We start from the raw sequence: 10,604 nt of genomic DNA, 5'->3' as shown, positions 1-10,604 counted from the left end.
GGCTCGGGTCCTCCCCGCGCGAGCGGGGGTCTGCCGCGGGGAGCGATCCCGGAGCAGAGGCGCGCCGTGTCCTCCCCGCGCGAGCGGGGGTCTGCCGATCCGATTCCCCGCCGTTCGATTTCCTTAGCGGTCCTCCCCGCGCGAGCGGGGGTCTGCCGCCGGCGGAACGCGAGCCGCGACGCGGGCTCGGGTCCTCCCCGCGCGAGCGGGGGTCTGCCGCGGGGAGCGATCCCGGAGCAGAGGCGCGCCGTGTCCTCCCCGCGCGAGCGGGGGTCTGCCGGAGCAGGAATCCGATGGTGCCGAGCATGATGCGTCCTCCCCGCGCGAGCGGGGGTCTGCCCAGGTCTCCGGTGGCGGGGGCTGCGGTGGTTTCGTCCTCCCCGCGCGAGCGGGGGTCTGCCAGCAACGGCGTCGGCCAGACCGGCACCGGATCGGTCCTCCCCGCGCGAGCGGGGGTCTGCCGCAGCCTCGCTTGCACACCTGTCGGGGGGCTGAGTCCTCCCCGCGCGAGCGGGGGTCTGCCGCCGGTGCTGCACAGCCGGGACGCGGTATCCGGGTCCTCCCCGCGCGAGCGGGGGTCTGCCGTTCCTCGGCCTCACCAGGCTGTTGGAGCTGATGTCCTCCCCGCGCGAGCGGGGTCTGCCGGCCGAAGGCCTCCGAGGAGGCCCGTTGGCGGGGTCCTCCCCGCGCGAGCGGGGTCTGCCGGCGTCCCACAAGCGCTGGACGGCGTCGGGCCCGTCCTCCCCGCGCGAGCGGGGGTCTGCCGGGTTCGGCCGTGCCAGGGCCCGGCTTCGTGACATCCTCCCCGCACGAGCGGCGTGCTGAAGGGGCAGTCGTTCGCGTGTCTCCGGGTCGCCCGGTTGTGGAGTGCAGCGCCGGAAGTGGGCAGTGCGGGGCATTGGCGTCAGGCGCCACAGCGGGCCGCCGGTGGTGCGGCGAGTCTTCCCTCTTCGTGCTCGACGCTGGGTGGGCAGCGGCCGGCCCGGCGGGATCCGGCCGGCCCGGATCTGGTGCCACGCGTCAGGGGAGCGGCCGCGCAGGCCGCGCTCGGCGAGTCGGGAGTACCCGACGCGGCTACGAAGCTGTCGCCCGGGACCGCGACGGTGGGGCTCCGTCGATCACCGGCCGGCGGTCCTTGTGTACGTAGGGGATGGGGGTGGAACGTGCGAGATCAGCAAAGGTGCCGTATCGCCCGGGTGGTGCAGCGGCGAAGCAGCCGGCCTAGTGTCTGCCACTTGCGCGAGCGACTCCTCCCATCTGCTGACGGTGCGTCAGAAAAGTCAGCAAAAGGTCAGCATTCATCCACCCACAGCATGCAAAACCCACCCGCAGATGGGAATCGGCAAGATCTCCGGGACTGCCGCCGAGAGCTCGGCCCGCGACGCTCGCCGGCGTCTCACCCAGAGCCGAAGGCGGTCGCAAGCCACCTCTCAGGGGCCGATCGCCACGACCGCCGCGCATGGCATACGCGCAGGTCAGTCACGGTTTCCACGCGCCTTGAGGGGCACGTTCGGCAGCTCCGGGGCGGGCAGCCGGTCGCCCGGGTAGCCCTGAACCTTGCCGAACCGAACCCCCTTCTCCCAGTCGATTCGTGCTTGTACGATCTCCTCACTGGATCGGCCGATGAAGTTCCACCACATCACCAGGCGTTCCTCGAAGGGCTCGCCACCCAGCAGCAGCACGGCAGCGTCGGTGCGGGCCCGGACGGAGAGTTCGCGGCGCCCGCACCCCAGGTACAGGATCGACCCCGGCTCGACCGGCACGCCGTCGATCTCGGCACTGCCGGACATCGCGAGGACGGCGTACTCGAAGCCCTCCTCGACGGGCAGGCGGTGGGCGGCGCCCTCGCGCAGCGTCAGGTCGGCGCCGGTGATCGGCGTGTACGTGGTGCCGGGCGAGGTCGCGTCGTCGAGGGTGCCGAGGATCAGGTGGGCCGCGAGGCCGTCCGCGGTGACGACGGGGAGCTCGGGGTGGTGTTCGAACGAGGGGGCGGTGTGCCGGTAGGCGTCCGGCAGGGCCACCCAGAGCTGGGCGCCGTGCAGGAGGCGGGCGTGGTCGCGCGGCGACTCCTCGGAGTGCGCGATGGCCCGTCCGGAGGTCATCAGGCCCAGCTCGCGCGGGCGGACGGTCTGCAGGCTGCCAAGGCTGTCGCGGTGCAGGATGTTCCCCTCGTGCAGCCAACTGACGGTCTGCAGGCCCATGTGCGGGTGCGGAGGCACTTGCATGCCGGGCTCGTCGGCGATGTCGTCGGGGCCGTAGTGGTCGACGAAGCACCAGGCGCCGACCATCCGCCGGCCGAGGTTCGGCAGCAGTCGGCGCACCACGGTGGACTCCCCCAGCGGCACCTGGCGGCCGGTCAGCAACTCCTGGACGGGGCCGGTCACGGCCTGCTGCCCGCACACCGCGGGGGCGGGCTTGAGATCGAGGTTGCTCATGGCGGCCAGTATCGGCCGCCGTCCCCGCCGCCCTCCGCAGCGACTCGTCAGCGAGCCCCGAGCAGCGCCATCGCGTCCGGCATGACGCGTCGCCAGAACCCATCGGTGTGCTCGCCGCGCGGGAAGTGCGCCTGGACGCCCCGCACGCCGGTGAGCTTGCGGGCGGCGGGGCAGAACGGGTCCTCGGTGCCGCACCAGACCCCGGTCCGGTCGACTTCGCCGAGCTCACCGAGGTGCTGCAACGGCTCGTGCTCCCGCCAGTCGGCCTCGTCCCGGTACGCGCCGACGGTCCGGGCGTCGCCCCAACCCCGGAACAGCGCCGGGCCGAGCAGCGCGACCGCCGACAACCCGCCCCGACGGGCGCGCGCGTACTGGAGCGCGCCGGAACCACCCATCGATACACCCAACACCCTGGTGGGCTCCGGTAGTTGACGGCTCGCCAACCAGCCGGGCAACTCCCCGGTGAGCATCGCCATCGGATCGTCGCCGGGACTGCGCGCATGCCAGTAACTGTCGCCACCGTCCACCGCCACCACCCGGAACGGCGGGACACCGGCCGCGACCGCAGCCGCCAGGAACTGCGGCACCCCGAGATCGACGAACGACGCCGCACCGCTCCCGTGTCCGTGCAACGCCAAACAGACCGGCAGATCGGCCTGGTCCGCCCCTGGCGGGTCCATCACGACGATCCGCACCTCGCGGCCCCGGGCCCGCGAAACCTCGCTCTCGTTGCGCACCCGCCCACCCGTGACCCCGGGCACCACCCCGTCCCGCCCGGTCATCCCGAGCGCCCGCCGAACCCGGGCACCCCCGGGCAGCACATCCTCGACCATCCCCCCACCAACCGCACCCGCCCCGACCACCGCAACAGCCAGCGCCCCCAACAACCGCCGCCGCCCCAAACTCGGCACCGCCGTCACCCCATCAACTTCCGCCGCCACCCGCACCCTTGCTCCGCCCCACCATCGACCTGACACCCGCCAATTGACCGGACGCCGCATCACGGGACGCCGGACAACCACGGTCCGGTTTCACGGGATCGGCCGCAGCGGGGCGAGTGCCGGCAGTGCGCTGCGCCTGCGATGCGCGGACAGGTCGCGAGCCGGAAAGCTGTGCATGGTGGATGCTGCGTTGACCGCCCCGGCGACCACCGCCGGAACTCCAGTGGCGCAGGCGCCAGTCACGGACGCCCGCGCCGGTCTCCGCGACCGGGTCCGCCGTCTCGGCCCCGGCCCCGGCCCACCGGCCCGAACACCGAGCATCGGCAGGCCGACCCACCCATCACCGTCACCGTCCGACCCCAACGGCGAACGCCGGCAGGGCCGCCCGCCCCTCAGCCCGTGCCATGCCGTCAGTACCGTCAGTACCGCCAGTGCCAGCAGTGCCGTCAGTGCCGGCAGCCCCACCCGGCCGCCGCCGTCGCCGTCTCGGCCTGGGCCCGCAGGGCGCTGATGGCGGCGGCCGGGTCCGCCGCGCCGTACACCGCCGAGCCCGCGACGAAGACGTCCGCGCCCGCCTCCGCGCAGGCCTCGATGGTGGCGGGGGCGACGCCGCCGTCCACCTGGAGCCACAGGTCGAGGCCGTGCTTGTCGATGAGCTGCCGGGTGCGGCGGATCTTGGGCAGCATGATGTCGAGGAAGGCCTGGCCGCCGAAGCCGGGTTCCACCGTCATGATCAGCAGCATGTCGAGTTCGGGGAGCAGGTCCTCGTAGGGCTCGATCGGGGTGGCGGGCTTGAGCGCCATCGAGGCCCGGGCGCCCTTGGCGCGGATCTCGCGGGCGAGGCGGACGGGTGCGGCGGCGGCCTCCACGTGGAAGGTGACGGAGCCGGCGCCGGCCTCCACGTACTGCGGGGCCCAGCGGTCAGGTTGTTCGATCATCAGGTGGCAGTCGAGCGGGATGTCGGTGGCCCGGGCCAGGGATTCGACGATCGGCACGCCCAGCGTGAGGTTGGGGACGAAGTGGTTGTCCATCACGTCGACGTGCAGCCAGTCCGCGCCGCGCACCGCCTCGGCTTCCTCGGCGAGGCGGGCAAAGTCCGCGGACAGGATGCTGGGGCTGATCTGGGCCATGATCGACCACCTTCGTGCGGGGGCTGGAACGCCGCGGGAAACGGGTACTTCCGCCCCATCATCCCGCGCCCCGTCACCCGCAACCGCACACCGCAACCCCCGGGTGACCGTCATCACACCCCGGCCGAGGTTACCGTGGCGGCCACCGTGGCCATCAGCCCCCTGTACCAACCCCCAGCCCCACCCCACCCGTCAATACCCATCAATACCCATCAATCCGACAGAGCCCGAGGAAGGCCTCCCCCATGTCCGCTACCGCCGCCGCCCACCCAGCCCGCGCACTGTGGCGGCTCTACGAGCCGGTGTACGCCGTCACCTTCCTCCAGCCCGAGAGCCGCGCCGCCTTCGAGGCGGTGGGGCTGGACGGCAGCTGGCGCGGCTACTTCGCCGGCCGCGCGGCCCCGTTGGGTGCGGTGGACGCGCCACAGGTGATCGCCGCGTTCTTCAGCTTCTCCCCGACGATGGTCGAGCAGGCCGTGCCGGACGTGTGGACGCACGCGAGCCCCGAACAGGCGCTGGCCGCCCGGCTCCAGAGCTCGGAGGCGGTGCTGGCCCGGCTGCTGGAGCCGGTGAAACCGGAGCAGGTCGACGCGGCGGCGACCGCGCTGGACGAGGCGGTGGCCCAACTCGACTGCGCGGGCCGGGTGTTGGCAGCCGCCAACGCCGCACTCCCCCGGCCGACGAACGTCTACGGGCGACTGTGGCAGGCCGCGACCGTGCTGCGCGAGCACCGCGGCGACAGCCATGTGGCGGCACTGGTCGCGGCGGGGCTGGACGGCTGCGAGGCCCCGGTGCTGCACTGCGCACTGGACGCCAGCCGCGAGGTGCTCCAGCCGATGCGCGGGTGGACGGACACCGAGTGGGAGGCGGCAGCGGCGCGACTGGTCGAACGGGGCTGGCTGACGGCGCAGGGGACGGTCACCGAGCTCGGCCGCATCCAGCACCGGTCCATCGAGGCCGCCACCGACCTCGCCGCCGGCCGCGTCTGGGAGAGCATGCCGCAGGACGAACTCGACCGCCTGAAAGCCGACTTGAAGCCGATCGCGGCAATCTGTCGCGATCGGATGCCGATCAACCCGCTCGCGATGCCACCGGCGGACCACTGACCCGACCGAACACCGGCGCCCCGCCCCGACCGCGGTCCGCCCGGAAGGTCAGGGACGCGGCCGGGGCACCGACCGCTCCAGGCCCCGGGTGCTCGCTGCCGCCGCGTACCCGAGCAGCCCGAGGCCGAGCACCGTGAACACGCCCCACAGGCCGACCCGTTTCGCCGCGAGCGAGTCCGCGAGAACCGGCCGCAGCAGCGAGTCACCGCCCGGCATGTAGTACGCGCTGACCACGGTGCCACGGGGTGCCGGGCAGGGGCCGACGGTGCGCAGCGGATCGAACCCGCCGCCCGGCAGGTCCAGGTAGCACTGGTGGTAGCGGGTGCCGTGGCTGCCGGTACCGGTGTCCTCGTACCCGATGTGCGCGGTCCCGCGGGTGCCGAGCGCCATCACCGCCACCGCCCCGACGGACACGGTCGCGCAGCACAGCGCGAGCGCGCCCAGCACGTAGGTCACCTTCACCGCGCGCGGCGCGCTCCGCCGCCCGTAGACCAGCCGGCGCACCGGCCCGAACCAGCCGACGATCAGCCCGATCCCACCGACCACCACGCCGAGTCCCAGGTCCGCAGAGCCCACCAGCACCTGGACCACGACCAGGAGCAGCACCAGCGCCCAGCCCCACACCACCCGCCCCGGGGTACGCGGGAGCAGCGGCTTGCGATACCGCGTCACCGCCGACGCACCGCCGCCGGGACCCGAACCCTCCGACCCGCGGTCCAGATGCCCGAGCCCGCGCCGCTTCAACTGCTCGCGCAGCACCGCACCGGGCCGAGAACTCGCCAGCCGCCACGCCTCGCCCACCCGCGCCACGTCCACGACCCCGGGCTGCTCGCCGGGGCAGGCGTCGGTGAAGCAGCGCAGCACGCTGCGTATCTGTGCGACGCCGTACTTGGTGCGGCTCAGCCGGTGAAGCCGATCGAGGTCGAACCCGGACTCGGCGAGCTCCCTGCGCTGTTCCTCCGTCAACCGCGGAAGCCCGGACGAGTCCCAGTCCTGTGCAGCGTTCACGATGCCCCCCGATCCGTCCGCCGCGCGGACGCTACCGCACGGCACCGACACGGCCCCACAGGTCGTTTCGCGGCCGACAAGCACACAGACAGAACATCTGACCGGCACTCACCGCCGCCAACACCCCGGCAACGACCGCAGCCGTCAACTCCCGCCCGACGGTACCGTCCCGGAAGCGCGCGGCCGGCCGGCGTCCAGGAGCGGAGGCGCGCGTCAGCGAATTCGTTCATGCAGGCGGTTTCTCGTCTCCACACGGAGGGCCTCCGGCCGATCGCCCTGCGGCCACCCTGTCCGAAATCCGCTTGCCGGTACCCGCGCGGAGGAGGCCGCCGAGCGCCCCGGCACCCGGACAACCCGGCCGCGGCACACAGAAGTTCACACGGCGGCAACACATGCCCTTCCCGCCGCCGACCCGCTCTGGCAGGCTCACGAAGCAGCTGGACCCGCACAGCTCGACCCTCACCGAAAGGCGTCCGATGACCCAGGTCGTCCACCCCGCACGTGCCCTGTGGTGGCTGTTCGAACCCGTTCACGCGCTCACGTACTTCTCGCCGGAGGCCCGCGCCGCGTACGAGGCGGCGGGGCTGCGGGGGTACTGGCGCGGATACTTCGGTGGGCGGTCGGCGCCGCTCGGCGCGGTGGATGCGGCGCCGGTGGTGGCCGCGTTCTTCAACTTCGCGCCGCAGATGGTGGAGCGGGCACTGCCGGAGATCTGGGGGCGGGCGACGCCCGAGCGGGCGCTGGAGGCCCGGGTGGAGGGTGCGACCGGCGCGCTCGGGCGGGTGCTGGCGGAGGTGAAGCCGGATCTGATCGACCGTTCGGTGGAGCTGCTGGAGCGTGCCGTCGAGGGCCTGGACTGCGCGGGGCGGGTGCTGGCCGCCGCGAACGCCGCGCTCCCGGCGCAGGACGGGCGGCTGGCCCGGCTGTGGCAGGCCACCACGGTGCTGCGCGAGCACCGCGGCGACGGACACGTGGCGGCGCTGGTCGCCGAGGGGCTGGACGGCTGCGAGGCGCTGGTGGTGCGCTGCGCGCTGGACACCCGCCGGGAGACCATGCAGCCGCACCGCGGTTGGACGGACGCCGAGTGGGACGAGGCGACGGAGCGCCTGATCGGACGTCAGTGGCTGGCGGCGGACGGTTCGCTGACCACCGAGGGCCGCCGCCGCCACCTCGCGCTGGAGGCCGCCACCGACCTGGCCGCGTCCCGGGTCTGGGCACACTTCCACCGCACCGAGCTCGACGAACTCGCCGACGCGCTCCGCCCGATCTCCACCGCGTGTCGCGCCGACCTGCCGCCAACCACCCCGATCGGCCTGCCGAACGCCTCCTGACCACCCATCTCGGGCCGCCGCCGTTCGAGTGTCAGTACGGCGGCGGCCCGAGCAGAACGCCGCGGCCCGCGTAGAACCGGTCGAAGTCGGCCCAGGGCACCCGGGCGGCGCGCTGGGATTCGTCGGGGAAGCCGGACGGGTTGTGGATGTACAGCGCGTCGTCGTCGGCGCCGACGGCCAGCACCAGGTGGCCGCCGGGGCGGGGGACCTCGGGGGCGAGGGTCCGGATGGCGGGGTGGACGGAGATCATCGGGAGGACGCCCCGGGCGAGTTCCTCCGGCAGCCGGTCGACGGGCAGCGGGCTGATCGCCTGCGCGTCCAGGCCCCAGCGGGTGCGGACGTAGTCGGCGAAGGGCGAGTGGATCAGCCCGTCGAGCCGCCCGTCGGGGTGCCGGATGTACGCGCCGGCCAGTTCGCACTCCTCGGCCAGCCGCACGGACGCGGGGGCGACGCCCCACCAGTGGTCGAGGACCATCCGCAGGCAGGCCATTCCGCACAGCCGCCAGGACCAGTACTCGTACTCGCCCTCGTCGGCCGCACCCGAGCGTTCCCACAGCGGGTCGTCGGCGGCCCGCAGTGTGCCGTCCAGGATGTCGGGCACGAGTTCGGGCGACTCCCACTGGGAGTAGTAGGGCACGGCATGGCTGATCGGCTTCACCCGGTCATCCTGACGTACTTTCATCCCGATCCGGCGCACCCTCGCCCGCGACACCTCAGAACCCCTCCACCACCCGAACAGCGGCACCCCACACCTGCTCACCCGCACCCATCCGAGTCACCGCCCACTCAACTCCCTGCCGTGCGATGATCGTTGCTCCCCACCGGACGGAGCCGGCAGTGAACGAAGCCCCACCGAACCTCGAACCCGGGCCCCCGGCGCCGGTTCGAGAAGGCGCTGCGACCGGGCCCGTCGTCAGCCTGTGGCGGGCGGGGCTCACCGCCGTGCCGGACCACGTGTGGCAGCGAACCGACGCCGAGGTGCTGATCCTCGCCGAGAACACGCTGGCCGAACTCCCGGACACCATCGGCGACTTCACCGCGCTGCGCACGCTCGACCTGGGCCACAACGCGTTCACCGCCGTCCCCGAGCGGCTCGGCGACCTCACCGGCCTGCACGGGTTCCTCTACCTGCACGACAACCGGCTCACCCGGCTGCCGGCCACTCTCGGCCGGCTCCACCGCCTGCGCTACCTGAACGTCGGCGACAACCCGCTCACCGAACTCCCGGACACCATCGGCGACTTGGCCGAGCTCATCGAACTCCGGGCGCAGCGCTGCCAGTTGACCAAGCTCCCGGAGACCCTCGGCGCACTCTCCCGACTCCGCGAGCTGCGCCTGGAGGCCAACTCCCTGACCACGCTCCCGGATTCGCTCGCCTCACTCCTCCAGCTGCGCTGCCTCGAACTGCGCGGCAACGCCCTGACCAGCCTCCCCCGCACCCTCGCCGCCCTGCCGCTGCTGCGCGAACTCGACCTGCGCGGCAACCCGTTGGGGCCGCTGCCCGACTGGCTGGCCGAGCTGCCCGCCCTGGAGAAGCTCGACCTGCGGTGGACGCCGTCCGCACCGGACCCGCGACTGGTGGAGCGGCTCGAACGGCGCGGCTGCACGGTCTGGTACTGACCCCCGGGAGCGCAGAACCGCCCCCGGGGGCCCGGGATCACCAGGCGTAGTGCTCGGGGGCGGTACGGTGGCCGGGGAAGATCTCGTCCAGCCGCTCCAGCGTCTTGGCGTCCAGCTCGACGTCCAACGAGCGTACGGCGGCGGTCAGTTGCTCCTCGGTGCGGGGGCCGATGATCGGCGCGGTGACGGCGGGGCGGCTGTGCAGCCAGGCGAGCGCGACGTCGCCGGGCTGGTGGCCGAGTTCGTCGCACAGGTCCTCGTACGCCTGGATCTGCTCGCGCCGCTCGTTGAGGGTGTCGACGGCCCGGCCCTGGGTGCGGCGCACGCCCTCGCGTTCCTTGCGCAGCACGCCGCCGAGCAGGCCGCCGTGCAGCGGCGACCAGGCGATCAGGCCGAGGCCGTAGTGCTGGGCGGCGGGGACGACCTCCAGTTCGACGCTGCGCTCGATCAGGTTGTACAGCGACTGCTCACTCGTCAGGCCGAGGAAGTGCCGGGCCCGGGCGGCTTCTTGGGCCTGGGCGAGGTGCCAGCCGGCGAAGTTGGACGAACCGACGTAGATGATCTTGCCCTGGAGGGTGAGCACCTCCATCGCCTGCCAGATCTCGTCCCAGGGGGTGGCCCGGTCGATGTGGTGCATCTGGTACAGGTCGATGTGGTCGGTCTGCAGGCGGCGCAGGCTGGCGTCCACGGCGCGGCGGATGTTGAGCGCGGAGAGCCGGCCTTCGTTGGGCCAGTCGCCCATGTCGCCGTAGAGCTTGGTGGCGATCACGGTCTTCTCGCGCCGGCCGCCGCCCTTGGCGAACCAGTTGCCGATGATCGTCTCGGTGAGGCCCTTGTTCTCGCCCCAGCCGTAGACGTTGGCGGTGTCGAAGAAGTTGATGCCGTGCCCGTGCGCGGCGTCCATGATCCGGTGCGCGTCGGCCTCTTCGGTGTGCACGCCGAAGTTCATGGTGCCGAGGCACAGCGGAGAGACGGACAGGCCGGTGCGGCCGAGGTGGGTGTACTCCATGACCCCAACCCTCTGCCGCCCCGG

9 protein-coding genes and 1 CRISPR repeat array are annotated in these 10,604 nt (G+C 73.0%); of the genes, 3 read left to right on the top strand and 6 right to left on the bottom strand.

All coding sequences use genetic code 11. From position 1 onward, the window contains the following. Positions 1–7: 7 nt before the first annotated feature. Positions 8–827: direct repeats of the CRISPR family, unit length 21 nt; unit sequence GTCCTCCCCGCGCGAGCGGGG. A 648-nt stretch (positions 828–1,475) separates the two neighbouring features. The 3 genes from ACFYST_RS12790 to rpe all read right to left on the bottom strand — a co-directional run bounded on the left by ACFYST_RS12790 (position 1,476) and on the right by rpe (position 4,509). Continuing rightward, on the bottom strand, positions 1,476–2,435 hold the full coding sequence (locus tag ACFYST_RS12790; RefSeq protein WP_387861680.1) for a pirin family protein: 960 nt from the start codon (positions 2,433–2,435) through the stop codon (positions 1,476–1,478). A gap of 47 nt (positions 2,436–2,482) precedes the next feature. Continuing rightward, positions 2,483–3,268 (bottom strand): alpha/beta hydrolase, encoded by a 786-nt coding sequence (locus tag ACFYST_RS12785; RefSeq protein ID WP_387861678.1) that lies wholly within the window; start codon positions 3,266–3,268, stop codon positions 2,483–2,485. Between the two features lie 554 nt (positions 3,269–3,822). Then, positions 3,823–4,509: a ribulose-phosphate 3-epimerase gene (rpe, locus tag ACFYST_RS12780; protein WP_387861936.1), complete on the bottom strand. Its 687-nt coding sequence runs from the start codon at positions 4,507–4,509 to the stop codon at positions 3,823–3,825. 242 nt (positions 4,510–4,751) lie between these two features. Here rpe and ACFYST_RS12775 point away from each other — a divergent pair, with 242 nt between their 5' ends. Further along, entirely contained in the window at positions 4,752–5,612 is an 861-nt protein-coding gene (locus ACFYST_RS12775; protein WP_387861677.1) for a hypothetical protein, read from the top strand. A 48-nt stretch (positions 5,613–5,660) separates the two neighbouring features. On the opposite strand, the gene ACFYST_RS12770 is transcribed toward ACFYST_RS12775, so the two are convergent. Further along, complete coding sequence (locus ACFYST_RS12770) at positions 5,661–6,620, bottom strand: hypothetical protein (RefSeq protein ID WP_387861676.1); 960 nt, start codon at positions 6,618–6,620, stop codon at positions 5,661–5,663. Positions 6,621–7,096: 476 nt separating this feature from the next. Here ACFYST_RS12770 and ACFYST_RS12765 point away from each other — a divergent pair, with 476 nt between their 5' ends. Beyond that, positions 7,097–7,951 carry a hypothetical protein gene (locus tag ACFYST_RS12765; RefSeq protein ID WP_387861675.1) on the top strand — a complete coding sequence of 285 codons (855 nt, stop codon included), beginning with the start codon at positions 7,097–7,099 and terminating at the stop codon, positions 7,949–7,951. 31 nt (positions 7,952–7,982) lie between these two features. Here ACFYST_RS12765 and ACFYST_RS12760 read toward each other — a convergent pair whose 3' ends face one another. Further along, on the bottom strand, positions 7,983–8,633 hold the full coding sequence (locus ACFYST_RS12760; RefSeq protein ID WP_387642867.1) for a C39 family peptidase: 651 nt from the start codon (positions 8,631–8,633) through the stop codon (positions 7,983–7,985). 260 nt (positions 8,634–8,893) lie between these two features. On the opposite strand from ACFYST_RS12760, the gene ACFYST_RS12755 reads away from it, so the two are divergent. After that, a complete protein-coding gene (locus ACFYST_RS12755) occupies positions 8,894–9,571 on the top strand; it encodes a leucine-rich repeat domain-containing protein (protein ID WP_387861673.1) in 678 nt (225 codons plus the stop codon). Between the two features lie 37 nt (positions 9,572–9,608). On the opposite strand, the gene ACFYST_RS12750 is transcribed toward ACFYST_RS12755, so the two are convergent. Beyond that, on the bottom strand, positions 9,609–10,580 hold the full coding sequence (locus ACFYST_RS12750) for an aldo/keto reductase (protein ID WP_387861671.1): 972 nt from the start codon (positions 10,578–10,580) through the stop codon (positions 9,609–9,611). Between the last annotated feature and the right edge of the window lie 24 nt (positions 10,581–10,604).

Source organism: Kitasatospora sp. NPDC004614 (assembly GCF_042873675.1).
Classification (GTDB): Bacteria; Actinomycetota; Actinomycetes; order Streptomycetales; family Streptomycetaceae; genus Kitasatospora.
This window is presented reverse-complemented; position numbering and strand designations above follow the sequence as displayed.